This window comes from Idiomarina xiamenensis 10-D-4, from assembly GCF_000299895.1.
GTDB classification, from domain to species: Bacteria; Pseudomonadota; Gammaproteobacteria; order Enterobacterales; family Alteromonadaceae; genus Idiomarina; species Idiomarina xiamenensis.
This window is the reverse complement of record NZ_AMRG01000007.1, coordinates 24661-47780: the sequence shown is the minus strand read 5'-3', so window position 1 is coordinate 47780 and position 23120 is coordinate 24661. Positions and strand designations below refer to the sequence as shown.

Here is a 23120-nt window from a genome sequence, read left to right as displayed (position 1 = left end):
AGGACCATGATGAAAGCAAGAAACGACGCATGGCGCCGTTGGCTGTTCTTTGCGCTGACGCTGGTCAGTACACTGGTTGGCAGCGCGTTGATGTTCGACATTTTACGCAGTAACGACTTTACTGTGTTGGAAGCGACTATTTTATTACTCTTCACCGTCACTTTTGGCTGGATTGTTATGGCTTTTTGGAGTGCGGTATTTGGTTTTATATTGCAGTTGTTGCGGCTCGATCCAATTAGCTTAAAACGCCTTTCGCGGCAGCGTAATATGACAGACGCCATCGACTCCCGTACTGCCTTGATCATGCCGGTTTATAACGAAGACACCCGGCGTATTATGGCTGGGTTTGAGGCTACCTTGCGAGATTTAGCTGCACATCACGATTTGGCGCCATTCGACTTTTATATGTTGAGCGATACTCAAAACGTCAAACTGGCGGCGGCCGAACTTAGTGCTTGGCACGCGATGACAGAGCGTCTTGGTGATTTGGCGCAACGGGCTTTTTATCGGCGTCGACACAAAAACCGTGAACGTAAAACCGGTAACATAAAAGAGTTTTGTGAGCGCTGGGGCAGCCAATATGATTTTATGTTGGTGCTTGATGCCGATAGTGTGCTGAGTGCCGATTGTATTTTGCAATTAGTGCGGCAAATGCAAGCTCAACCGCAAGCCGGACTGATGCAGACCGTTCCTATTCCAGTAAGACAAGCGACCTTTTTTGGTCGTTTTGTGCAGTTTGCCAGCGTCTTATACAGTCCTATGCTGGCCACCGGACAAGCGTTTTGGCAAACTGACACAGCTAACTACTGGGGGCATAATGCGATCATTCGTGTACGCGCATTTATGGCGCACTGTGGCTTGCCAACCTTACCCGGTAAAGCACCGTTAGGTGGCGACATTCTCAGCCATGACTTCGTTGAGGCGGCGATGCTGAAACGGGCGGGCTGGGACGTCTATTTATTGGCCGATATCGGCGGTAGTTACGAAGAAGTGCCGAGCAATATGCTGGATTATGCCACTCGTGATCGGCGTTGGGTGCAAGGCAATATTCAGCATTTAGGCTTATTGTTTAAACGCGGTTGGCAGGCCATCAGCCGGGTCCATTTTGCTGCTGGCGCGACCGCCTATATTGCCTCATTGTTGTGGCTACTGATGTTGGTATTCTCGACCATCGATGCGGTATTGCGCAGTGTCAATAGTAACCAATACTTTAGCCACAGCTACCAACTGTTTCCGAATTGGCCGGTTGCTAAGACCGAACAAATGTTCGTCTTAATTGGCGTTACGGCGGTGCTGTTGCTGTTACCCAAAGTGCTCTCGTTGCTGGTGACTATATTGTATCGGCGGCGTGAGTTTGGTGGGGCTATTCGGTTAACCATCAGTGCGCTGATTGAAACTACCTTTGCCATCATCATTGCACCCATCATGATGGTGTTTCATGCCTATTTTGTGCTGGCGGTGGTGCTTGGCTTATCGGTAAACTGGGATAGTCAATCGCGTGAGGGGCGTTTAGTACCTTGGCGAGAAGCCTTTGCCCGTACCTTACTCACCAGCATTGCGGCGGGATTGTGGGGGTGGTTAACCTATAGCTTAGCACCAGTGTTCTTTTGGTGGTTAACGCCGATTCTATTTGGTTTAGTGTTGGCCGCGCCGATAGTGCGCTATTCCAGCAGTTTAAAGTTGGGTTTGGGATTACGCCGACTAGGTCTGTTATGGGTGCCAAGCGAAGTCAAACTCAGCCGTGCCAAGGCCGAGCCTGATGTGCTGAGACGTTTGCAACAGCTGTTAGACGAGGTCGAAGAGCCTGCTCTCAGTTTAACGGTTCCGGCGGTACCGCCCAACCAGTTTGCGCCGATGCCGACACAAGCATTGCAACAAGCCCGCTCAACTCGGCGGGCTAACGGTGATGGGTAACCGGCACATGCTAGCCTAATTAGGCAGTAGCAAATGGCGGCGTAGTGTTAATAGCGCCACCGTTTGCCGCGCTAGTGCCGCCAACGCGCGCCGTTGGCGTTGCTCAAGTTGGCGTGGGTGACTGTCGATGACGCACAATGTACCTAAGGCATAGCCGTTGTCGGTCACCAGCGGCGCACCGGCATAAAAACGAATAAACGGCTTTTCGGTAACCAACGGGTTGTGTTGAAAGCGCGGGTCTAAATGGGCATCTTCCACCACCATGATATCGCTCGGCTGTAAGATGGCGTAGGCACAAAAGCTTTGCTCGCGTGGTGTCTCACAGACGTCTAATCCGACTTGCGCTTTAAACCATTGGCGATACCCGTCAACTAACGATATTAACGCTATCGGTGTTTCACAAATCGCACTCGCTAGCTCAACAATGTCATCGTAAAGTTGCTCTGGCAGGGTGTCTAAAATCTCGTGATCGTGTAGCGCTAATAGGCGACTAGCTTCGTTGTCGGGAAGTGCGGCTGGCATCAAGCGTCCTCGTCTTTGAGTGGTTTAATCACTGTCAATTTGAGCAGCAACGGCGCTAGCATAACTGCTATCAAGTTTAGCGCAAATGCTTTCTTTACCTAATTCGCGTAAGCGCGCAATGTTGGTTTCGGGAATACGCTCCGGTTCGGGGTATTGCTCAAGTACACGACTAAGCTGTTGTTCGCGTAATAGATGAAAACAAGGGTAGGGGGCGCGATTACTGTAGTTAGCCGGATCATCAGCATCACTATCAGCAAAACAATAATCGGGGTGAAAGCTGGCTAACTGATAAATACCCTCGTAATTCAGTTGCTGTAACAACCTTTCGGCAGTATTTAAGACATCCAAATAATGTAGGAAATCCATTTGTTGTGCGGGGTTAAAAACCAAGCTGGTAGCGATATCAGGCTGATTATCTAGCTCTTCACAGGCGGCGGCTATCGCTTGTAACGCACAAACCTCAATTGACTCGTCGGCACTGGCGTTAAATGGTCGATAGGCGACGCGTTGGCGTTCGACTTCTTTTTTGGCAAAGGGACATAAATTAAGTGCAATGATGAAGTCACGCAGCCAAGCTTGCATGAGCGCCGTTGCAGTATCGTTATCAGGCATAAAATTCAATTGCGATAGACCAATAAAGGCCAATTATAGCATGGGCTTGATCCGCCATTGGTTAAAGGATGATAAAAAAATGCGGCTATCCCTCGACTGATGCCATTGAGGTCGCTATAATGCTGCGTCATTTTTCGCGTCCCCTAGCCGTTATGGCGAGGCATTATAAGATTGAAACCGAGGTACAAGAAATGCAGGTTTCTGTAGAGACTACGCAAGGCTTAGAGCGCCGTTTAACCATCACGGTACCGGCCGAAACAATTGATAATGAAGTAAAACGCTTGTTAAAAGACGAGTATCGTCATCGTCGTGTTAACGGCTTCCGTAAGGGCAAAATTCCTCCTCACGTGCTGCAGAAAATGTTTGGCCGTGAAGCGCGAGCTCGCGCAGCATCTAATTTGATGCAAAACAAATACTTTGAAGCGGTCATGCAGGAAAAGTTAAGCCCTGCAGGCGCGCCAGCTATCGAACCTAAGGTCAACGAAAGCGGTAAAGACTTGGAATTCGTCGCTACTGTCGAAGTGTATCCAGAGGTTGAAGTGACTGGCTTGGAAAACATCAAGGTTGAAAAGCCTAGCGTTGAAGTTACCGACGCTGATGTTGACAATATGCTGGAAACCTTACGCAAGCAACATGCGGGCTGGAAGAGCGTTAAACGTAAGTCGAAAAAAGGTGACAAAGTCACAATGGACTTCGTAGGCTCGATCGACGGTGAAGAATTTGACGGTGGCAAAGCCTCTGACTTCGCTTTAGAACTAGGCGAAGGCCGCATGATCCCGGGTTTTGAAGACGGCGTCATCGGTATCAAAGCCGGTGAAGAGAAAACCATCGAAGTGACCTTCCCTGACGACTATCACGCGGAAAACCTGAAAGGTAAAGAAGCGCAGTTCGTGATCACCGCGAAAACGGTTGAGGAGCGTGAACTGCCTGAACTGAACGACGAATTCGTCGCGCTGTTTGGGGTTAAAGAAGGTGGTGTTGACGCGCTGAAAGCTGAAGTGCGTAAAAACATGGAGCGTGAGCTTAGCAACGCGTTAAAAGGTAAGATCAAAGAGCAAGTATTGAAAGGTCTGGCTGATAGTGCCGACGTTGAGATGCCAAAAGCCTTGATCGACCAAGAAATCGATAACCTGCGTCGTCAAGCTATGCAGCGTTTTGGTGGTGCTCAGCAAAACATGCCTGAATTACCTGCTGATTTGTTCGAAGAACAAGCAAAAGAGCGCGTTAAAGTTGGTTTGTTGCTGGGCGAAGTGATCCGCGGTAATGAACTGAAAGTTGACGAAGCGAAGGTTGAAGACATCATCGCGACTCAAGCCTCTGCCTATGAAGATCCGCAAGAAGTGATCGAATATTACAAAGGCAACCAAGAAATGATGCAGCAAGTCCGCAACATTGCCTTGGAAGAACAAGCGATTGATTTGATCCTCGATAAGGCCTCGGTCACCGAGAAAAAAGCCAGCTTCGACGAGATCATGAACCCGCAGCAACAGTAATAAGCGTTGACGGTTACGTCATCCACTTGCTTTAATGGCTCGTATGTTGTGGCATACGAGCCATTTTTGTTTTCAGGAGAAAGCCAATAATGAACAGTGACTTGCAGGATCCGCTAGCTCAACTGGTTCCAATGGTCGTGGAACAAACCTCGCGTGGCGAGCGTTCATACGACATTTATTCGCGTTTATTAAAAGAACGCGTTATCTTTTGCTGTGGTCAAATTGAAGACCACATGGCCAACTTGATCGTGGCGCAATTATTATTCTTAGAGTCGGATAATCCCGACAAAGATATTTATTTGTATATTAATTCACCGGGTGGCGTGGTTACTGCGGGTATGGCGATCTACGATACCATGCGCTTTATCAAGCCTGACGTCAGCACGGTTTGTATGGGACAAGCTGCCAGTATGGGCGCGTTCTTGTTGGCCGGTGGCGCCAAAGGCAAACGTTATTGCTTACCCAACTCACGGGTCATGATCCACCAACCATTAGGTGGTTTTCAGGGCCAGGCGTCGGATTTTGAAATTCACGCCAAACAGATTCTGTATTTAAAAGACAAGTTGAATCGGATGCTTGCCGATAATACCGGTAAGGATTACGACGTCATCGCGAAAGACACCGATCGCGATAACTTCATGTCTGCAGAGCAGTCTGTCGACTATGGATTAGTCGACGGTATTTTGCGTCAGCGTGGTGAGGAAGCCTGAGTTGTACCTTATCACCAAGCTTGGAGATAGCTATGACAGATAAAACCCAAGGTGACGGCGAGAAGCCGCTGTACTGTACTTTTTGCGGCAAGAGCCAGCACGAAGTGCGGAAGCTGATTGCTGGGCCGTCGGTCTTTATTTGCGATGAATGTGTCGACTTGTGTAACGATATCCTGCAAGAAGAGATACAAAATATCTCGCCCAAACAAGTGCAGGATGAGCTGCCGGTGCCGAAGCAAATTCGTCACCATTTGGATGATTATGTGATTGGCCAAGAGTTGGCTAAAAAAGTATTGTCTGTTGCAGTGTATAACCACTATAAGCGATTGCGCACGAACGCGAAGCAGAAAGACCAAATTGAATTGGGTAAGAGTAATATTCTGCTAATTGGTCCTACTGGCTCGGGTAAAACGTTCTTAGCCGAAACCTTGGCGCGTTTTCTTGATGTGCCTTTTACGATGGCAGATGCAACCACCTTAACCGAAGCCGGTTATGTCGGTGAAGATGTTGAAAACATCATCCAAAAATTGCTACAAAAATGCGATTACGATGTTGAAAAAGCCCAGCGCGGTATTGTCTACATCGATGAAATCGACAAAATTTCGCGTAAATCAGAAAACCCATCGATCACTCGAGATGTATCGGGTGAGGGCGTACAGCAAGCATTGCTGAAGCTGATTGAGGGCACCATTGCCTCGGTGCCGCCGCAAGGTGGACGCAAGCACCCGCAACAAGAGTTTTTGCAGGTCGATACCTCGAAAATTCTATTTATCTGTGGCGGTGCTTTTGCTGGTTTGAATAAGGTCATTGAACAGCGCCTAGCCACGGGTACCGGCATTGGCTTTGGTGCTGATGTGAAGAGTAAGAACCAGCGCGCTGAAGGCGAAGTGATTGCGCAAGTTGAGCCAGAAGATTTAGTACGTTACGGCCTGATCCCCGAGTTCATTGGTCGACTACCGGTGGTAGCGACACTGAATGAATTGGATGAAGATGCTTTGGTGCAAATCTTAAGCGAACCGAAAAATGCGTTGACCAAGCAGTACTCGGCATTGTTCGAGATGGAAGACGTCGAATTAGAGTTCCGTGAGGATGCGTTACGAGCCATTGCTCGTAAGGCGATGGAGCGTAAAACCGGTGCTCGTGGCTTACGTTCAATTGTTGAAGCGGTATTGTTAAATATCATGTACGAATTACCGTCGATGCAAGATGTCAGCAAAGTGGTCATTGATGAATCGGTGATTAAGGGGGAGTCTGATCCTATCCTGATTTATCAAAATGGCAGTCAGGAAAAACAGGCGTCTGGTGAATAAATCACCAATTAAGCGTAGAAATCATGCAAAAAAGGGCCATTAAGGCCCTTTTTTATGTTTTCTATTGAACTTTCCGCCGAAGGCCGCATATTAAAGAGATAACAATTCCCGACCCGATCCCCGTGGAGAGTCATATGAGTGAAGAGCGTACAGAACGAGTCAGTATGCCAGTTCTGCCATTACGCGATGTAGTGGTTTATCCGCACATGGTAATTCCCTTATTTGTCGGCCGCGAAAAATCTATTCGCTGTTTAGAAGCGGCCATGGATAACGACAAGCAAATCTTCTTATCGGCACAAAAAGACGCTTCTGTCGATGAGCCTGCGGCAGACGACATTTATCCTGTCGGTGCAGTCGCGACAATTTTGCAGTTATTAAAACTACCCGATGGTACTGTCAAGGTATTGGTCGAGGGTTTACAGCGAGCCGCTATCGATAAATTTGAAGACAGCGACGATTTTTTCCGTGCCGAGCTGCATTACTTAGCCTCCGAGGCGCTGCCCGAGCAAGAAGAAGATGTCATGGTGCGCTCTGCCATGAACCAGTTTGAAGGATACGTCAAACTGAACAAGAAAATTCCACCGGAAGTACTGACCTCGCTGTCGGGCATTGATGATGCCGACCGCTTGGCCGATACCATGGCGGCACATATGCCGCTGAAACTGGCAGATAAGCAACACGTTTTAGAAATTACTGATGTCCGTGAACGCTTAGAGTATTTGATGGCGTTAATGGAAAGTGAAATCGATATTCTGCAAGTTGAGAAACGCATTCGTGCGCGAGTCAAAAAGCAGATGGAAAAGAGTCAGCGTGAATATTATTTGAATGAGCAAATGAAAGCCATTCAACGCGAGCTGGGTGAGGGTGAAGACGGCGCCGACGAATTTGAAGCACTGCAGAAAAAGATCGAAGACGCCGCCATGCCTGCGGAAGCACGCGACAAGGTACAGGCTGAGCTGCAGAAGTTAAAAATGATGTCGCCGATGTCGGCAGAAGCGACGGTGGTGCGGGGCTACATCGATTGGATGGTGGCGGTACCTTGGAAGAAGCGTTCGCGCATCAAAAAAGATTTGGCAAACGCTGAAAAGATCCTTGATGCCGACCATTACGGATTGGAAAAAGTAAAAGAACGTATTATCGAGTACCTCGCCGTGCAGCAACGCACTAGCAAGGTACGCGGTGCCATTCTGTGCTTGGTGGGACCGCCAGGCGTCGGTAAGACGTCGCTGGGGCAGTCGATTGCTAAGGCCACCGGGCGTAAGTATGTGCGTATGGCGTTGGGTGGTGTTCGCGATGAGGCTGAGATCCGTGGTCACCGTCGTACATACATTGGCTCGATGCCTGGCAAACTCATTCAGAAAATGTCCAAAGTGGGTGTGCGTAATCCGCTGTTCTTGTTGGATGAGATCGATAAGATGTCGGCCGATATGCGTGGCGACCCGGCATCAGCGTTATTAGAGGTGCTCGATCCAGAGCAAAACACCACATTCAACGACCATTATTTAGAGGTCGATTACGACTTATCTGACGTGATGTTCGTGGCGACCTCCAACAGCATGAATATTCCAGCGCCGTTGCTTGACCGCATGGAAGTTATTCGTCTTTCGGGTTATACCGAGGATGAAAAGCTGAACATCGCGAAGCGACATTTGTTACCCAAGCAAATTGAGCGCAATGGTTTAAAACGTAAAGAGATCACCGTACAAGATTCAGCCATCATCGGCATCATCCGCTACTATACCCGTGAGGCTGGGGTACGTAACCTTGAGCGTGAACTATCGCGGTTATGTCGCAAAGCGGTGAAATCGATTCTGCTGGATAGCGAGCTCAACCATGTCGAAATTACCGATGAAAACTTATCGGATTTCTTGGGCGTACAACGTTTCGATTACGGTAAAGCCGAGGAAAGTAACCAGATTGGTCAAGTGACCGGGCTGGCATGGACCGAAGTGGGTGGTGACTTGTTGACCATCGAAGCGACCAATGTAGCAGGTAAAGGTAAGATCACCTCTACTGGCTCGCTGGGCGATGTCATGCAAGAGTCGATTCAAACGGCATTAACTGTGGTTCGTAGCCGAGCCGACAAATTGGGGATTGCCGAAGACTTCCATGAGAAGCGTGATATTCACGTACACGTACCTGAGGGCGCGACTCCGAAAGATGGGCCGAGTGCCGGTATTGCGATGGTCACGGCTTTAGTGTCATCGTTCACGCAAATTCCGGTACGTTCGGATGTGGCGATGACCGGTGAAATCACATTACGTGGTGAAGTGTTGGCGATTGGCGGCTTAAAAGAGAAGTTATTGGCGGCACATCGCGGCGGTATTAAGCATGTCTTAATACCGAAAGATAATGAGCGTGATTTAAAAGAAATCGCCGATAACGTCAAACGCGATTTAACCATTCAACCCGTGCAATGGATAGACGAAGTGTTAAAAGTTGCACTTGAAAGAGACCCTGTTGAGGCTGCGACTAAAGTCGATAAGTAACCAAGAAATGCGGCTTATAGCGTGGTTTTAATGCGCTAGGCCGCATTCTTTCGTCAAAAAAAGTAAAAAAAAGGGTTTTCAACGGCAAATACTGTGGTAGCCTAGCAATTAAAGTAACTCTAGCCCTTGTGTAACAAGGAAGTGAGTACTTTGGAATTGGAAATCCTTTAACTCATGGATAGGCTTGAACTGAAACTTCAGGCTTGCTATAAACACCTAAGGCCCATTTCATATTGAATGGTTCTGATGGAACTTGATAATAACAATCTAAGGGGATGATACTGTGAACAAGTCTCAGCTTATTGACAAAATTGCGGCGGGTGCGGATATTTCTAAGGCTGCTGCTGGTCGTGCTCTGGACTCATTTATCGATGCAGTAACTGACGCTCTGAAAAATGGTGAGCAAGTAGCTCTGGTTGGTTTCGGTACTTTCAGTGTACGTGAGCGTTCAGCTCGCACTGGCCGTAACCCTCAAACTGGTAAAGCGATTCAAATCGCTGCTGCAAAAGTACCATCTTTTAAAGCCGGTAAAGCGCTTAAAGACTCAGTCAACTAAGCGAATGTCTTTCAGAAAAGCGTCTTCGGACGCTTTTCTTGATCTCACTCTGAGTCGTTAATGACCCATAGTGACCGTTAGTAACCCGAGGCTCGCCTCGGGTTATTTGTTATTTAGGCAGTGAGTTTTTTCAACAAGTCGCTATAATAGCGTCGATTTGTCAGAACTTGAGGATTAACAGGTTATGCTGGACAGGATACGTGAGAATTCGCAGCACAGCTTTGCTGTGAAAGCCATCCTGGTATTGATTATTTTTACCTTCGCTTTGGCAGGTATTAGTTCTTATATCGGTGGCAGTGCTGAGGTCAATGTGGCATCTGTCAATGGCGAAGATATCAGTAAGGTTGAATATGATCGGGCATTCGATAATGAACGCTCGCGAATGCAGCAGCAACTTGGTGACTTTTATGACACCTTAGCTGCCGACGATGGCTATATGCAGCAGATGCGTCGTGGTGTGTTAGAGCAACTTATCGAACAAAAACTCGCTCAACAATTTGCCAAAGACAATGGTATGCGTGTTTCCATTGAGCAGGTGAAAAAAGCTATTCGTGACATTCCTGCGTTCCGCGAAGCAGGTCAGTTCAGCAACGACATGTACTTGCTGAGTTTACGTCAGATGGGCTACACCCCTGAACGTTTTGCGCAAGCGATGCAGAACGATATGGTGCGCTCGCAATTGATGCAGGGCGTGGTTACTTCGTCGTTTATGCTGCCTAATGAGTTAGCAACGTTCCAACGCTTGCAAGGGCAAACCCGTAGCGGTGAATATGTGACCTTAGCGATTGAGCCGTTCATGCAGCAGGTGGAGCTGGACGAGCAAGCGGTAAACGATTATTACCAAGCTAACCAAGCACAGTTTGAAACGCCAGAGCGGGTCAAAGTCGCTTACGTCGAAATTAGCCGTGAGCAATTAGCGCAAACGGTTGATGTTGACGAGAGTGCTGCGCGTCAGTTTTATGATGATAATCAAGATCGTTATAGCACTCCTGAGCAGCGTCGTGTATCGCACATCTTGATTGAATTTGGTGACGATGAAGCCGCCGCTAAAGCTAAAATTGACGACATCAAGCAGCAATTAGAAAACGGCGCCGATTTCGCCAATTTAGCGCAGCAAAACTCAGATGACACCTTCTCGGCGGAAGCCGGTGGCGATTTGGAATGGCTAGAGCGCGGTACTATGGGGGAAACCTTTGAAGACGCGGCGTTTGCACTGCAAAACGTGGGTGATGTTAGCGATGTTGTCAAGACAGAGTTTGGCTATCACCTGATCAAGTTGACCGATTTGCGTGAGGGCACGGTTGAGCCATTTGCTGACGTGCGTGAGGAATTAGTCTCGCAAATGCGCGAGCAAGCCGTCGATAAAGCATACTTCGAGCAGCAGCAAACGTTAGCCGAAGTGAGTTTTGAAGCGCCTGATAGTTTGCAACCAGCCGCAGAAGCGTTAGATCTGACTGTTCGTCAAAGCGATTGGTTTACCCGTAACAATGCACCAACCCCGCTTAGCGATGCGCAACTCTTATCGCAGATTTTCTCGGGCCAAGCGGTCGATGAAAAGCTCAATAGCGAAGTGGTGGATCTGGGTGAGCGTAGCTTAGTGTTCCGTGTTACCGAACATGAGCCAGTAGCGGTTAAACCGTTGCAAGAGGTTAAAGCAAGCATCGAACAGCAGTTGCGTGCCGAACAAGCTCAGCAATTAGCGATGCAGGAAGCGCAGCGAATTGCCGATGCTTGGCTGAATGGCGAAGCGCCGTCGCAGGAATTAAAAAGCATCGATAGCGTGACTCGTCAGCAAGGGCAATTACCGGCTAACCTGCGCAACGCGTTGTTCAGTATGGCACAGCCCAGCGATGCTCAGCCTAGTATCGATACGGTCGCCATGAATAACGGTAATGTCGCCGTCATCAAACTGACACAAGTGCAAGACGGTAACGTCGACCCTGAACAGTTTGAGGCACTACGTGAGCGCTTAGCGAATCGCCAGATTCAAAGTGAATTCCAAGCCTTTATGGAAGCACTCAAGGCCGACGCCGAGATCACGCGCTATCCGCGTAATCTGTAATACCGGATCAAACCTCGCCGATACCTATTGAGGCGTTAACGTGATAATAAAAAGCCCGCTACCAAGCGGGCTTTTTTATATTCGTGAGACAGGGTGATGGCGGTCAGCGCAGATAAAGCTGAGGGAGAGCGTTAGCGTCGTCTGCGGGGGCCTGCCGCTGTTGTTCAGCGACAGCACGTTTTAATGCTTGATATAGCGCTTTACCCGCTTGCCAATCAGCCGTTTGAGCTTGTCGGGTGCCGTAAAGGTGCTGCTGTAAGCGTTGTAATTGCGCACTCAGTTCGGCGTCTTGTAAATCCTCTGCGACCACGCTGAGGCGATGTACCGGTTTACCGCTATGTTGCTGATACCAAGCTAATAAAGCTTGTGCCGCTGGTTCGGCTTGATTATCGCGACAGGCGCGCTGCAATGCTTGCCATGGCTTCAATACTCGCTGTAGTTGCTGACGTTGGCGTTGTTGCTGGTGTTGCAGGCGTTGCTGATGAGCACGACGAAGACTCCACCACCATAATAACACTGTCAGCAGCCACAGTAGGGCTAAGCCAGCACTCAACCATAACCAGAACGCTGGTAAGCTATTGCTACTGACATCATTGTCGCTAGCGTTGCTGTCGCTGTCTTGGCTGTCATTCTCAACGCTAGCTGTGGGCTGAGTTGGCGTTGCTTGGCTATTCTCGAGCTTGCGGGTATCCACTTGTTCGGCTGTGCCGGTCACTTGTAACGTTTTTGCTGGCACCTGAGCGTAGTTGGTTTTACCGGTGCGGGTATTCAACCAAGGAATACGCATCGCGGGAATGGTAAATTCGCCCGCCGCGTTAGCGATGACAGCAAAGCTGACGGTTTTTTGCGCAATATGGGTGCCATTACGAGTGAACTGATCGGTGTTCTCGTTATCGGGATAGACTTTTAGTTGGTCGGGCAGAGGCAACTTCAACTCGGGTAACTGCTCGGGTTTTACCCCAACCGCCGTTAACATCATGGTGACGGTGACCGGTTCGCCAACTTTAATGCTATCGCTATCCGGATTGAACTCGCGGCTTAATGTGACCAAATCGCTGGGTAACCATGCCCCTTGCCAATTGCTGGGCATCGGCTTCACCGTTAGCTTTTGCAAGGGCGCAATAGCGCTAACTGGCTGGGTTCCGGAAAACGACGAGAACATTGCTTGGCTGCGGTCGGTGTAAACCTCTCCGTCAAAACGCGCGCCAGTGATGTCAAATTCGCCCGAGCGATTAGGGGTAATTTGATAACGACGTTCGTACACGCGGTAGCGGCGGCCGTCGATCATCTCGCTGGATTCTTGGTCTTGTCCAATTTGATAGATATCAGCGTCGTCTAATTGCGGCTTACTTAACGCGCCTTTATTTAAGTCGGCGGCTAAATAGAGCTTAGTGATATAACTCACTTGCTGTTGCACATAGACGCTATCATGGCTCAATTGTGCGGTCATAAAGGCGATGCGGTCACTGCGCCCTGCCGGCTGGCTGCCGGCTTTTAACACCTTCAGGTCAATGGCTTCACTTTGCGCATTGCCAATGCGGATTGGTGGAATAATAAAGTTACCCGGCTGCTGTGAAATTAACACCGTGGTAAAGCGGGTTTTTTTGGTCAAATAACCATTAATGACCGCTGTTTCGCGACTGGTGGTGGTGCGTCCGACGACAAAGTTGTCGAATAATTGACTGGGTTGATATTGGTCCGCATTAACGTCGTCGTTAACTTCCACGCGTAAGACAAAACTCTCGTTCACCACCACCGGATTTTTATCGATGCTCGCGGTAACCTCGGTAATCTCTGCCTGCGCCGCCCAACTACTGATTAAACAGACCAATATAATCAATAACCTTACCATTCTTCATCGACTCCTTGCGGTGGCTGACGACGCTCTAAGCGACGTTGCCGGTACTCCAATTGCATTTTATTACGTAACAGAATACTGGGATCGTCGGGCACTCGATTAAGCCACTGTTCCAGTTGCCTAGCGCGCTCGTCGTCCAAGTCTTGCATATGTTGTTGCCAAGGTTGCTGCTCATCCTCACCCTCGTCATTCTCGGCGATTTGTTGAGCTTGCTGCTGTTGCTGTTGTTCTGGCGACTGCGACTGCGGCTGCTGCGCTTGTGGTTGCTGATCGCCCGGTTGTTGCTGATCGGCTGGCGAGGATTGGGATTGCTCAGACTGTTGGTTATCTTGCTGCTCGCCGTCTTGCTGCTCACCGGACTCGCCTTGTTGGCCTTGCTGCCCGGCTTGACCTTGCCCCTGCTGTTGCTGCTCTCCTTGCTGCTGTTGTTCTTGTTGCTGCTGCTGTTTTAGCTGTTCGGCGAGCGCTAAGTTCTGTTTTGCCTGAGCGAAATCAGGTTGTTTTTGTAGTGCTTCTTTATAGGCATTAACCGCTTGTGTGTACTGTTCTAACTGCATCAAGGTATTGCCTTGATTGTACCAACCTTGGGCGCTATCGACTTGGGCGTAGTCGGTTAATGCTTGTTCATATTGTTGCTGCCGATAGGCGGCATTACCACGTAGTAAGGGGTCTTCCGCCAGCTGCTGCGCTTTGTCATAGGACTTTTCTTGATAAGCCTGCTGCGCTCGCTGGTCTTGTCGTTGCCACCAGTTTTCTTGGGCATAGGCTGCCGAACTGGGCAATAACGCACCGCTTAATAAGCTAAAACAAAGTAGCGGCAAGGTCAGCGCACCTAGAGCCCCGCCACGGCGCCAAGGCAGCAGCGCTAGAGGCAGTAACAATAGGGTTAACCACGCGCCATTATCTTGCCACTGGTCGCCTTCTCGTGACTGTTCGTTATCGTTGCTATCTAAGCTTAATGGTGCTTGTGAGGTTAAGTAGCTAATGTCGCTATCGTCGGCGCTGACTGCCGCGTAGCGGCCGCCACTGAGTTCGGCTAAACCGCGTAAGCGCTGATGATTGATGGTGGGTACCACCACGGCGCCAGTGCGGTCTTTCAATAGACGCTTATCTTGCAAGCGAATAGGCGCACCGGCTTCGGTGGCAACGCCCAATATTGATAGTCGAATATCATGCTGCCGAATAAATTGTACGATGGCTTGTTGGTCGCGCGTCTGAATACCGTCGGTTATCCAATAAATATCACCCTGCTCGTAACCCGCGTTAGCGAGTAGTTGCTGCGCTTGTGTAAGTCCTCGTAGTGGATGACTACCGGGTTCTGGCATGATTTCTGGCGATAACGAAGGGATCAGCGTCAGTAGATTCTGCTTATCGCTAGTTAACGGGCTGATAACAAAAGCGTCGCCAGCATAAGCGACCAAGCCAGTATCGCCATCTAAGCCGGCTCTAAGTAAATCCATGGCCTTGAACCGCGCACGCGCCACGCGATCCGGCTCAATATCGTCGCTACGCATCGATAAACTCATGTCCATGACAATAACTTGTCCGCTTTGTAACTGATATACCGGCTGTGGCAGGCGCTGCCAGGTGGGTCCTGCCATGGCGGCGGTAGCGATTACCCAAGCCACGGCCAAACAATGTAGTAAGCCATGACGGATGGCGCCGCCACGCTTCTCGATCAGCAATGGTGTTAGATGGTGGGCCAGCCACTGCTGCCAGCCCTGCGTGCGACGCTGCTGTATCCACAGTACGATGTACAGTAGCAGTAACGGTAATAGAGCGATTAACCAGCAGGGCCTTAACCAATGAAAATCAGCCATGTTGTTTATCCTCGTTAGCTCGTTGCTGACCCTTTTTCTGGCGGTAGTGATGACCGATACTGATGCCGCAGATAAGCAGCGCATACAGCACCGAGAGTACTAATGCGGCAGCCAGTGGCCAGTAAAACAGCGCGGTACGCGGGCGTAGCGGTTGTTTGTCGCCCGCGACCGGCTCTAATTCGTCCAAGCGCTGATAAATCTGCTCCAGTTCGGCGGTGTTGCGGGCGCGAAAAAACTGCCCACCGGTGCTTTCGGCCAATGTGGACAGCAATTTCTCATCTAAGTCGCTGCTAGGGTTAACCCGTCGTCGGCCAAAGAAGTTTTCGACCACCATTTCATCAGCGCCTACACCAATAGCATAAATTTTGACATCAAAAGCTTGCGCTAATTCCAGTGCTTGTTGCGGCATGATGTTACCAGCCGTATTCTGACCATCGGTGAGTAGAATAACCACCCGGTTAGTGTCGCCTTTATCACGAAAACGTTTGATTGCTAGCGCCACGGCGTCGCCGATGGCGGTGCGCTGTCCGACTAAGCCAATGACGCTGTCATCAAGCATTTGTTGCACGGTTTCACGATCGTAGGTCATTGGCGTTTGCAAAAAGGCGGTATCGCCAAACAAGATCAACCCCAAACGGTCACCTTCTCGACGTAAGATGAAATCGCCTAACACGTGCTTCACCATGGTTAAGCGATCGACGCGATTGCCTTGCCATGTCATGTCGGCGATTTCCATACTGCCCGACAAATCTACCGCGAGCATCATTTCACGTGCATCGCTACGCACCGGAAGCGGCTCACCCAAACGCTCAGGACGTGCCGCAGCCAGCACCAGTAATAACCAAATTAGCGTGGCTAACCACAACGGCCAGCGCCGTTGTAACGGTTGTTCACTGGTTTGCGCGTCGGCTAATAGCGTTGGCATGCGCAGTGCGTCACGACGCACTTGGCGCGGCGGTAACAGCCAACGCAACAACCATGGCAACGGCAGTAACAGTAACAACCAGGGCCATTGTAAACTGATCATGAGACCTCCGTTGGCGTCGGTTTTGACGTTTTCGGCGGTAATGCTTTAGTCAACCAGTCGTGAGCTAAGCCGCGGTAGGCGCTGGTGTCGCCCTGCGCGCTATACAGTTGGCCTTCAATGTCTGCGATTAACGCAGTGCGTTGTTGTGACGACGGTAGCCCGCCAACTAGAAACTCGATCCAGCGACGTCCTTGCAAAGCGGCGATTTGTTGTCGTGGAAAGTAAGCCAATGCGGCCTGTTTTAACAACAACGTAATGTCACTGGCACGACAATCGTTATCGAGTTGACGTAACTGTCTCAAGGCCAAGCGCTTGACTCGACGGCGACGGATGTATCGGCGTAGTAGTATGACTGAGGCCGTGATAATGACCAGCACTAAGGCGGCCAGCACCCACCAGCCAGGTGCGGGGGGCCACCAGCTCGGCTCGCTGGTTTCGACGATATCTTGAAGTTGGCTTAAGTCAGCAGTTTGCATCATCGCATTAACTCCGGCCATTGCTGCTCAAGGGCGCTAGCCGCCGATACTGTGATGGCACGAATGCCAGCATGTCGGCAAGCCGTTTGTGCGCGTTGTAAGCGTTCTCCGGCTTGTTCCGAATAGCGTTGTCGAGTGGCTTGATCTAACCACAGCGTTTGCTGGCGACGGCCATCGCTAATATCCAGTGGTTGTGGTTGTAAACTACTGGGTAATTGTAACTCGAGCGGATCGGTCAATAAATATAACCGAATATCGCAGTGTTTACGTAGCCCAGCCAAGCTTTGTAAGCCGTGCTGACACTGAAAACTATCGCTGATAATGTGAATAATACTACCGGGCTTCGCCAGCTGCCGAAGCTGCTGTAGGGCGTCCTCAAGCCGATAACTTGGCGTCTGCTCGTCAGCTTGTTGCTGCCATTGTTGCAGGCTTTGCTGGTGTATGGCCAGCAGGCTATGAAGGTAATGCAGTACGCCGCGCTGGCGGGCGGTCGGTTTTAGTTGTTGGTGACCCTGACCGTTAAAGACCAAGCCACCAACTCGGTCACCGCGTTGCTCTGCTTGCCAAGCCAGTGCGGCGGCTAAATGACAAGCTTGCACCGACTTTAACAACAACTGTGAGCCGAACAATAGCGATGCCGACAAGTCAGTCACAATAAATACCGGCCGCTCTTTTTCTTCGCGATACAACTTCGTGTGGGTTTGCCCGGTTCGCGCAGTCACGCGCCAGTCGATAGCGCGTACATCGTCGCCAGCCTGATAATGCCGGACTTCGTCAAACTCCATACCGCGGCCTTTACTGCGGCTAACCAAGCCGCCGGCCATGCCTTGGCGTGGTGTAAGTCGCGCGTGGCGCGCAAATGCGGGGACTTTACTGCGGTAATACAGCAGTTCGGTCATGGCTGGTTGCACCCCGTCACTGTGTAGTGTTCGCAACCAGTCGGCAGTACTTGTCATTACGGCGCGGGCACCTGATTAAGGATGTGAGTTAATACTTGATCGCTGCTGATCGCGTCGGCCTCGGCTTGATAGCTGAGTAAAATACGGTGGCGCAATACGTTAAAGTACACCGCGATGACATCGTCCGGGGTGACAAAGTCACGTCCGCCTAACCACGCTTTGGCCCGCGCACAGCGCTCTAAAGCGATGGTGGCACGCGGGCTAGCACCGTAACCTATCCAGTTAGCTAATTGGCTATCGTAGGCTTGCGGCTGACGGGTGGCGATGACCAGCTCGACTAAGTAATTTTCTACCGCATCGTCAACATACAGTTGCATCACTTCTTGTCGCGCAGCGAATAGCGCCGCTTGGCTCAAGGGCTGCGGCATACTGGCTTGGCCGTGCAGAGTTTCGCCACGGGTTAACTGTAAAATTTTGCGTTCGGTCTCGGCATCTGGATAGTCCAGATTCAAGTGCATCAGAAAACGATCTAACTGCGCCTCAGGCAGTGGGTAAGTGCCTTCTTGCTCCAGCGGGTTTTGCGTCGCCAACACCATGAACAAGTCGGGTAACGGATAGGTGCGCTGACCAACCGTTACTTGCCGCTCAGCCATCGCTTCTAATAACGCCGATTGCACTTTAGCCGGCGCGCGGTTGATCTCATCGGCCAAAATTAGATTATGAAATAACGGTCCTTGTTGAAACACGAACTGACCGGTTTCAGGACGATAAATATCGGTACCGGTTAAATCGGCAGGTAATAAGTCGGGTGTAAACTGTACTCGATGAAAATTACTTTCAACGCCTTGTGCTAAGGCATTAACCGCACGCGTCTTGGCTAAACCGGGTGGGCCTTCGACTAATAAGTGACCATCGGCCAATAAAGCGATGAGTAGATTCTCGGTAAATTCGGGTTGCCCTAATACCTGACTGTTTAAATAGTCATGAAGGGCTTTAATTTGTTCTAAGGCCATGCGACTCCCAACACTGTTTTTTGCAGAAAAAACAGCTACGCTTGGTAGCTAGATTACTATCGAAGCCCATTGCTCGATAATCTGTTTTGACACTTTACCGAAAACAACGGTATGAATCTTCACCGTAAGGCGTTAAAATTTGTAACTGTGTATGTGGTCTGACCAGTAGTTGGGCCGATTTCAGTTTAAAGGGAGTTCTCTATGTCGGCAACTCAGCGTTTGCAAACAGCCGCAGGTGACCGCATTGCCATCGTCGCCGGGTTACGTACGCCGTTCGCTAAACAAGCGTCGGCGTTCCATGGTGTTCCAGCCGTCGATTTAGGTCGTATGGTGGTGCAGGAACTGCTTAATCGTTTTAATTTAGACCCTCAGGAAGTACAGCAACTGGTGTTTGGGCAGGTGGTGCAAATGCCTGAAGCCCCTAATATTGCACGAGAAATCGTATTAGCGACCAACTTACCGGTGAGCACCGATGCTTACAGTGTGTCACGAGCCTGTGCGACCAGTTTTCAGTCGACCGTGAGTGTCGCTGAATCGATATTGGCGGGCAACATTGAGGTGGGTATCGCCGGCGGGGCAGATTCGTCATCGGTGTTACCGATAGGCGTTAGTAAACGCTTAGCGCGGGCTTTGGTAGATTTAAACAAAGCGCGTAGTTTCGGCCAAAAACTGGGCATTTTAAAGGCCCTGCGCTTCAAAGATTTATTACCGGTGCCACCCGCTATTGCTGAATACAGCACCGGTTTAAGCATGGGTGATACCGCCGAACAAATGGCAAAAAGTCATCATATTAGCCGCGCCGATCAAGATAAATTGACGCTGCGTTCGCATCAATACGCACATCAGGCGTGGCAGAATGGTTATCTCGATCAACAGGTGATGACCGCTTATCCGGAACCGTACAGTAGCTTTATCAAGCAAGATAACAATATTCGCGAAGACGGTAGCCTCGAAAAATTAGCCAAGTTAAAGCCGGTTTTTGACCGCAAACATGGCTCGGTTACCGCCGCCAATAGTACGCCACTGACCGACGGTGCCGCGGCTTTAGTGCTCATGACCGAAAGCCGTGCTAAAGCCCTCGGTTATCAGCCATTGGGATATATTCGCAGCTACGCCTTTGCGGCGATTGATGTGTGGCAGGATATGCTCATGGGGCCATCTTATGCGACGCCAATGGCATTGGATCGGGCTGGCATGACGCTCAACGATTTAGATCTGATCGATATGCACGAGGCCTTTGCTGCGCAAACGCTGGCGAACTTAAAAATGTTTGCCAGTAAAACCTTCGCCCAAGAAAAACTGGGACGTAGTGAAGCCATTGGTGAAATCGACCCTGATAAATTTAATGTGTTGGGTGGTTCGCTGGCTTATGGACATCCGTTTGCGGCAACTGGCGCTCGCATGATCACGCAGACCTTGCATGAATTGCGCCGTCGCGGTGGTGGGGTCGGTTTAACTACCGCCTGTGCAGCCGGTGGGCTAGGTACAGCAATGATTTTGGAGACTGAATAATGAGCATGGAAAAAGCGTTTCAGTTGAGTATTGATGAGCAAGGTTTAGCACTGATCACCATTGACGTGCCCGGCGAGTCAATGAATACCTTAAAAAGCAGTTTCGCTGAGGAAGTTGGCGAAATCTTGCAGCAGCTTGAGGGTAACAGCGACATTAACGGCGTTGTTATTAGCAGCGGCAAAGCGAGTTCGTTTATTGCCGGTGCCGACATTGGCATGATCGACGCGTGTGAAACTGCTGGTGACACCGAAAGCTTAGCACGGCAAGGGCAGGCCATGTTCGATCGCATCGAGCAGCTACCGGTGCCGGTGGTTGCGGCGATTCACGGTGCTTGTTTAGGTGGCGGTTTAGAGTTAGCCATGGCTTGTCATTACCGCGTTTGTAGCGATGACGAGCGTACCCAATTAGGCTTACCGGAAGTCAAGCTAGGCTTGTTACCCGGCTCCGGTGGTACCCAGCGATTACCGCGTATTGTCGGTATTCAGCAAGGCTTAACGATGATCTTGACGGGTAAACAACTACGTCCTAAGCAAGCGCGTAAGGCCGGTTTGGTTGACGATGTTGTACCTCGCAGTATTCTGCTGGAGGCAGCTAAACAGCTTGCGCTAAGCAGTAAACCGCGGCGTGCCAAGGTCAAGCATAGTGGCATCAACAAGTTGTTGGAAGGCACGTCAATTGGACGCAATTTCATTTTTAAAAAGGCCGGAGAGCAAGCGCAGGCCAAAGCACATGGCAACTATCCCGCGATTGATGCCATCATCGACAGTATTAAAGTCGGCCAAGAGCAAGGTTTTAAAGAGGGCTTATCGCGTGAGGCTGAGCATTTTGGCCGCTTAGCGATGACTGAGCAATCGCGCCAATTACGGCATATCTTTTTTGCTACTACGGCGATGAAAAAAGAGACCGGCGCCGATGGCGTGAAACCGGAAAAAGTCGAGCGCGTTGGCGTGTTAGGCGGTGGTCTGATGGGCGGCGGTATCGCTTATGTCTCGGCTGTGAATGCAAAAGCGCCGACACGCATTAAAGACATTGCCGAAAAGGGTATCGCTAGCGCATTGCATTACAGCTATGAGCGTTTATTGAAAAAAGTGAAGCGCAAACATATCACTCGTAACGAGCTGGAAACCACCATGCTACGCCTGAGTGGCAGTTTGGATTACCGTGGCTTTGAGCGCGCCGATATCGTCATTGAGGCGGTGTTTGAAGATATTGAGTTAAAGCAAAAAATGGTGGCTGATATTGAGCAGCATGCGGCACAGCACACCATCTTTGCGAGCAATACCTCGTCGCTACCGATCACCAAGATCGCGGCTAATGCGCAGCGTCCCGAGCAAGTCATCGGCTTACATTATTTTTCTCCGGTAGAAAAAATGCCGTTGGCAGAAATCATAACTCATGCTGGTACGTCGGATAAAACCATTGCCACCACGGTAGCTTTTGCTCGCCGACAGGGTAAAACACCGATTGTGGTTAAAGATGGCGCTGGTTTTTATGTGAACCGTATCTTAGCGCCATATATGAATGAAGCGGCGCGACTGGTGTTAGCCGGAGAGCCGATCGAGAAGGTGGATAAGGCGTTAGTTAAGTTTGGCTTTCCGGTCGGGCCGATGAAACTCATGGATGAAGTCGGTATTGATGTGGCTGCCAAAGTTTCACCGATATTAGCCGCCGAGCTGGGCGAACGCTTTCAAGCGCCACAGGCGTTTCAACGGCTGTTAGACGATGACCGCAAAGGCAAGAAGAACGGCAAAGGTTTTTATGCTTATGGTGGCAAGCAGTCGGGTAAGAAAGTCGATGATAGTGTGTATAAAACCTTGGCGGTCGAGCCGTCGGGTCAACTATCAGAGCAGCAAATTGCCATGCGTTGTGTATTACCGATGCTGAACGAGGCCGTTTATTGCCTTGATGAAGGTATTATTCGTAGTGCGCGTGACGGTGATATTGGTGCCATTTTCGGTATCGGCTTTCCGCCGTTCCGTGGTGGTCCCTTCCGTTACATGGATAGCCTAGGCATTGATACGGTATTAACGCAGTTACAACAATGGCAAAGCGAGCATGGTGAACAATTTAAGCCAGCCGAAAAACTGCAGCAAATGGCCGCAGCCGGTGAGCGTTTTTATTGATGATCAGCAACAGACCAGCTTCGACTTGAAGCTGGTCTTTTTGCCGCACAAGTTTCCGCACAAGCTGCGGTTGTCCTGCCTAACATTCCCCTAACAGTCGATATAGCATCTAACCCAGTGAGATTTTTCGAATTCGATTGTATACTATTTAAACAGTCGTAAACGGAGTCGAGTTGTGGTTTTAGCACTAACACTGTCATTATCTTCTGCTTGTTTTTGCTACGTGCAAGCGTCTATGAACGGTATGGGGGCAAAGCGTTGGGCATTACTCGGTTTATTGATGGGGCCTTTTGGTTTACCGCTATTACAAACACATAAACGTCTCAGTTGGTTAAAATGCCGACAAGCTCAAGCCGCATTATTTTTCCCCTAAGCCGCTGATCGATTTTATTCGCGTGAATAGCTAGAAAAAACGCCGAGTCGAATGACCCGGCGTTTGCCTTATTGGGAATGCAGATAATTGAGTTATCTTTTAAATGCGGATCTTGCCAGGCTTACGCGCAGACAATTGCTCAGGTTGTGCCGATTGCTTAGTTTCAGAAATCGTCACGGCTGGCTTATCAATGCTTGTCGCTACAGGTGCAGTGGCAACTGTGTTGGCTTGTAACAAGGCCGCAAGTACTAATGAAGAAATCATTCTACTCTCCTTTATGTCGTAAAGTCGTTACCGTGCAGATTGGGGCTACCCGGTAACACGATTATCTTCATAAAGGTTAATGCGATA

Annotated in this window: 19 protein-coding genes; 10 read left to right on the top strand and 9 right to left on the bottom strand. The window is 49.9% G+C overall.

Features of this window, described 5'->3' with window-relative positions:
- Positions 1 to 6: 6 nt before the first annotated feature.
- On the top strand, positions 7 to 1914 hold the full coding sequence (gene mdoH, locus A10D4_RS06625; RefSeq protein WP_008488520.1) for a glucans biosynthesis glucosyltransferase MdoH: 1908 nt from the start codon (positions 7 to 9) through the stop codon (positions 1912 to 1914).
- 15 nt (positions 1915 to 1929) lie between these two features.
- On the opposite strand, the gene A10D4_RS06620 is transcribed toward mdoH, so the two are convergent.
- Together A10D4_RS06620 and A10D4_RS06615 are read right to left on the bottom strand one after the other, a co-directional pair.
- Positions 1930 to 2436 (bottom strand): GAF domain-containing protein, encoded by a 507-nt coding sequence (locus tag A10D4_RS06620; RefSeq protein WP_008488519.1) that lies wholly within the window; start codon positions 2434 to 2436, stop codon positions 1930 to 1932.
- A gap of 24 nt (positions 2437 to 2460) precedes the next feature.
- A complete protein-coding gene (locus A10D4_RS06615; RefSeq protein WP_040502710.1) occupies positions 2461 to 3048 on the bottom strand; it encodes a DUF1415 domain-containing protein in 588 nt (195 codons plus the stop codon).
- Between the two features lie 191 nt (positions 3049 to 3239).
- On the opposite strand from A10D4_RS06615, the gene tig reads away from it, so the two are divergent.
- The 6 genes from tig (at position 3240) to A10D4_RS06585 (ending at position 11668) form a co-directional block, all read left to right on the top strand.
- On the top strand, positions 3240 to 4541 hold the full coding sequence (tig, locus tag A10D4_RS06610) for a trigger factor (RefSeq protein WP_008488517.1): 1302 nt from the start codon (positions 3240 to 3242) through the stop codon (positions 4539 to 4541).
- A gap of 89 nt (positions 4542 to 4630) precedes the next feature.
- Positions 4631 to 5251 (top strand): ATP-dependent Clp endopeptidase proteolytic subunit ClpP, encoded by a 621-nt coding sequence (clpP, locus tag A10D4_RS06605; RefSeq protein WP_008488516.1) that lies wholly within the window; start codon positions 4631 to 4633, stop codon positions 5249 to 5251.
- Positions 5252 to 5283: 32 nt separating this feature from the next.
- Positions 5284 to 6561: an ATP-dependent protease ATP-binding subunit ClpX gene (gene clpX, locus A10D4_RS06600; RefSeq protein ID WP_008488514.1), complete on the top strand. Its 1278-nt coding sequence runs from the start codon at positions 5284 to 5286 to the stop codon at positions 6559 to 6561.
- 134 nt (positions 6562 to 6695) lie between these two features.
- On the top strand, positions 6696 to 9050 hold the full coding sequence (gene lon / locus A10D4_RS06595) for an endopeptidase La (RefSeq protein WP_008488513.1): 2355 nt from the start codon (positions 6696 to 6698) through the stop codon (positions 9048 to 9050).
- 283 nt (positions 9051 to 9333) lie between these two features.
- Positions 9334 to 9606 (top strand): nucleoid-associated protein HU-beta, encoded by a 273-nt coding sequence (hupB, locus tag A10D4_RS06590; RefSeq protein WP_008488512.1) that lies wholly within the window; start codon positions 9334 to 9336, stop codon positions 9604 to 9606.
- A 184-nt stretch (positions 9607 to 9790) separates the two neighbouring features.
- The gene (locus A10D4_RS06585; RefSeq protein WP_008488511.1) at positions 9791 to 11668 is read left to right on the top strand and encodes a SurA N-terminal domain-containing protein; all 1878 of its coding nucleotides are present in this window, start codon (positions 9791 to 9793) and stop codon (positions 11666 to 11668) included.
- Between the two features lie 103 nt (positions 11669 to 11771).
- Here A10D4_RS06585 and A10D4_RS06580 read toward each other — a convergent pair whose 3' ends face one another.
- The 6 genes from A10D4_RS06580 to A10D4_RS06555 are packed head-to-tail and all read right to left on the bottom strand — an operon-like array spanning position 11772 to position 18761.
- Positions 11772 to 13520: a BatD family protein gene (locus A10D4_RS06580; RefSeq protein ID WP_008488510.1), complete on the bottom strand. Its 1749-nt coding sequence runs from the start codon at positions 13518 to 13520 to the stop codon at positions 11772 to 11774.
- Complete coding sequence (locus A10D4_RS06575) at positions 13514 to 15346, bottom strand: VWA domain-containing protein (protein ID WP_008488508.1); 1833 nt, start codon at positions 15344 to 15346, stop codon at positions 13514 to 13516. Before A10D4_RS06575 ends, A10D4_RS06580 begins: the two co-directional genes overlap by 7 nt.
- Positions 15339 to 16373 carry a vWA domain-containing protein gene (locus A10D4_RS06570; RefSeq protein WP_008488507.1) on the bottom strand — a complete coding sequence of 345 codons (1035 nt, stop codon included), beginning with the start codon at positions 16371 to 16373 and terminating at the stop codon, positions 15339 to 15341. Before A10D4_RS06570 ends, A10D4_RS06575 begins: the two co-directional genes overlap by 8 nt.
- Positions 16370 to 16852 carry a DUF4381 domain-containing protein gene (locus A10D4_RS13625; protein WP_008488506.1) on the bottom strand — a complete coding sequence of 161 codons (483 nt, stop codon included), beginning with the start codon at positions 16850 to 16852 and terminating at the stop codon, positions 16370 to 16372. Before A10D4_RS13625 ends, A10D4_RS06570 begins: the two co-directional genes overlap by 4 nt.
- Complete coding sequence (locus A10D4_RS06560; RefSeq protein WP_008488505.1) at positions 16849 to 17805, bottom strand: DUF58 domain-containing protein; 957 nt, start codon at positions 17803 to 17805, stop codon at positions 16849 to 16851. The genes A10D4_RS13625 and A10D4_RS06560 overlap by 4 nt, the downstream gene beginning before the upstream one ends.
- Positions 17805 to 18761 (bottom strand): AAA family ATPase, encoded by a 957-nt coding sequence (locus A10D4_RS06555; protein WP_008488504.1) that lies wholly within the window; start codon positions 18759 to 18761, stop codon positions 17805 to 17807. Before A10D4_RS06555 ends, A10D4_RS06560 begins: the two co-directional genes overlap by 1 nt.
- Before the next feature lie 201 nt (positions 18762 to 18962).
- On the opposite strand from A10D4_RS06555, the gene fadI reads away from it, so the two are divergent.
- The 3 genes from fadI to A10D4_RS14075 all read left to right on the top strand — a co-directional run bounded on the left by fadI (position 18963) and on the right by A10D4_RS14075 (position 22769).
- Complete coding sequence (fadI, locus tag A10D4_RS06550; RefSeq protein ID WP_008488503.1) at positions 18963 to 20273, top strand: acetyl-CoA C-acyltransferase FadI; 1311 nt, start codon at positions 18963 to 18965, stop codon at positions 20271 to 20273.
- A complete protein-coding gene (fadJ, locus tag A10D4_RS06545) occupies positions 20273 to 22396 on the top strand; it encodes a fatty acid oxidation complex subunit alpha FadJ (protein ID WP_040502695.1) in 2124 nt (707 codons plus the stop codon). Before fadI ends, fadJ begins: the two co-directional genes overlap by 1 nt.
- Positions 22397 to 22571: 175 nt before the next feature.
- Positions 22572 to 22769, top strand: a complete 198-nt coding sequence (locus A10D4_RS14075; protein ID WP_008488500.1) for a hypothetical protein — start codon at positions 22572 to 22574, stop codon at positions 22767 to 22769.
- A gap of 99 nt (positions 22770 to 22868) precedes the next feature.
- On the opposite strand, the gene A10D4_RS14070 is transcribed toward A10D4_RS14075, so the two are convergent.
- Entirely contained in the window at positions 22869 to 23033 is a 165-nt protein-coding gene (locus A10D4_RS14070) for a hypothetical protein (protein ID WP_156812096.1), read from the bottom strand.
- Between the last annotated feature and the right edge of the window lie 87 nt (positions 23034 to 23120).

Bases quoted from the DNA above. Each gene is read 5' to 3' on its own strand.
- mdoH (WP_008488520.1), top strand. From the start codon at position 7: ATGATGAAAGCAAGAAACGACGCATGGCGCCGTTGGCTGTTCTTTGCG.
- A10D4_RS06620 (WP_008488519.1), bottom strand. From the start codon at position 2,436: ATGCCAGCCGCACTTCCCGACAACGAAGCTAGTCGCCTATTAGCGCTA.
- A10D4_RS06615 (WP_040502710.1), bottom strand. From the start codon at position 3,048: ATGCCTGATAACGATACTGCAACGGCGCTCATGCAAGCTTGGCTGCGT.
- tig (WP_008488517.1), top strand. From the start codon at position 3,240: ATGCAGGTTTCTGTAGAGACTACGCAAGGCTTAGAGCGCCGTTTAACC.
- clpP (WP_008488516.1), top strand. From the start codon at position 4,631: ATGAACAGTGACTTGCAGGATCCGCTAGCTCAACTGGTTCCAATGGTC.
- clpX (WP_008488514.1), top strand. From the start codon at position 5,284: ATGACAGATAAAACCCAAGGTGACGGCGAGAAGCCGCTGTACTGTACT.
- lon (WP_008488513.1), top strand. From the start codon at position 6,696: ATGAGTGAAGAGCGTACAGAACGAGTCAGTATGCCAGTTCTGCCATTA.
- A10D4_RS06585 (WP_008488511.1), top strand. From the start codon at position 9,791: ATGCTGGACAGGATACGTGAGAATTCGCAGCACAGCTTTGCTGTGAAA.
- A10D4_RS06580 (WP_008488510.1), bottom strand. From the start codon at position 13,520: ATGGTAAGGTTATTGATTATATTGGTCTGTTTAATCAGTAGTTGGGCG.
- A10D4_RS06575 (WP_008488508.1), bottom strand. From the start codon at position 15,346: ATGGCTGATTTTCATTGGTTAAGGCCCTGCTGGTTAATCGCTCTATTA.
- A10D4_RS06570 (WP_008488507.1), bottom strand. From the start codon at position 16,373: ATGATCAGTTTACAATGGCCCTGGTTGTTACTGTTACTGCCGTTGCCA.
- A10D4_RS13625 (WP_008488506.1), bottom strand. From the start codon at position 16,852: ATGATGCAAACTGCTGACTTAAGCCAACTTCAAGATATCGTCGAAACC.
- A10D4_RS06560 (WP_008488505.1), bottom strand. From the start codon at position 17,805: ATGACAAGTACTGCCGACTGGTTGCGAACACTACACAGTGACGGGGTG.
- A10D4_RS06555 (WP_008488504.1), bottom strand. From the start codon at position 18,761: ATGGCCTTAGAACAAATTAAAGCCCTTCATGACTATTTAAACAGTCAG.
- fadI (WP_008488503.1), top strand. From the start codon at position 18,963: ATGTCGGCAACTCAGCGTTTGCAAACAGCCGCAGGTGACCGCATTGCC.
- fadJ (WP_040502695.1), top strand. From the start codon at position 20,273: ATGAGCATGGAAAAAGCGTTTCAGTTGAGTATTGATGAGCAAGGTTTA.
- A10D4_RS14070 (WP_156812096.1), bottom strand. From the start codon at position 23,033: ATGATTTCTTCATTAGTACTTGCGGCCTTGTTACAAGCCAACACAGTT.